The sequence below is a fragment of the Streptomyces sp. FH025 genome (assembly GCF_017427025.1).
Lineage (GTDB): Bacteria > Actinomycetota > Actinomycetes > Streptomycetales > Streptomycetaceae > Kitasatospora.
Genome location: NZ_JAFLNG010001212.1, coordinates 1 through 1,130, shown reverse-complemented (window position 1 = coordinate 1,130; position 1,130 = coordinate 1). Strand labels below are relative to the sequence as shown.

The window sequence follows — 1,130 nt, the reverse complement described above, 5'->3', positions numbered from 1 at the left end:
CGGTGGCCGGGCTCCCGGCGGCAGCGGCCGCCGTCGTGGGGCTGGTGCGGGGCCGAGCAAGTCGGCGGACCTTGGCCCGGGTGCGGCAGCGGGAGGAGGCGCGGGGACGAACCGGGCTGAGGGAAGCGGGCGTTGGGCCCTGGCGGCGAGTGGCATCGGCGGTCGGCTCCGGGCTGGCGGCGGCACTACTGCTCGGCGGCGGAGGAGGCGGCCTGGTCATCGGGGTGCTGGTAGCGGTGGGCGTCCATCGGTGGTCGGCCCGGGCGCGGTCGCCGACGGATCGCCGGGCGGCCCTGGAGGAGGAGTTGCTGATCAGGCAACTTCCGCTGAGCGCCGAGCTGTTGGCGGCCTGCCTCGGGTCGGCGGCGCTGCCCTCCGTGGCGGTGTCGGCGGTCGGTCGGAGTGTGGGCGCGCCGATGGGGCCGCGGTTGGTGGCGATCGGGGCCGAACTGGCCCTGGGCGCACCGCCGGAGCTCTGTTGGGCCCGGCTGGGTGAGCAGCACCCCTCGCTGGCACCGCTGGCGCGCTGTCTGGTCCGGACGAGTCTCGGTGGTGCTCCCGCAGCCGGTCCGCTGATCGGGCTGGCCCAGGGGCAGCGGGCGGCCGCCGCCCGTGCGGCCCACGCCCGGGTCCGCCGGGCCGCGGTGCTCGCCACCGCGCCGCTGGGGCTCTGCTTCCTTCCGGCCTTCGTCCTGATCGGCGTGGTGCCGGTGGTGATCGGCCTCACCAGCCGTTTCACCCAGGCGATGTGAATGAGTGTCGGTTCCGGATCCGCCGGAGCCGTGGGAACGACGAGCAACAGAGAGACAGGAGAGATCCATGACCGCAGTGATCGCGATCAGGCCCGGTGCAGGGCGTCCGCTCGGGCGGATGCCCGGGGCGTGGCGGCGGAAGAGCCGCTGGGCGGCGGGCCGGGTGCGCAGGGTGGCCAGGCGCCGAGGTAGGTCGGACGCCGGGATGACCACGGCCGAGTACGCCGTCGGAACGTTGGGCGCGTGCGCCCTCGCCGCCGGGCTGTACAAGGTGGTGACCAGCGCGACCATCATGGGGGCGCTGACCGAGACGCTGGAGCGGGCGCTCCATGCGACGTAGGGCCTGCGCTCGAACTCCCTCCCGCAGGGCGGGCGATG

General features: G+C 75.2%; 2 protein-coding genes. Both read left to right on the top strand.

The window, feature by feature from the left end:
* The first annotated feature begins 149 nt into the window (after positions 1-149).
* Positions 150-752 (top strand): type II secretion system F family protein, encoded by a 603-nt coding sequence (locus J0670_RS38485; RefSeq protein ID WP_207817411.1) that lies wholly within the window; start codon positions 150-152, stop codon positions 750-752.
* A gap of 67 nt (positions 753-819) precedes the next feature.
* A complete protein-coding gene (locus tag J0670_RS38480; protein ID WP_243438113.1) occupies positions 820-1,092 on the top strand; it encodes a DUF4244 domain-containing protein in 273 nt (90 codons plus the stop codon).
* The last annotated feature ends 38 nt before the right edge of the window (positions 1,093-1,130 follow it).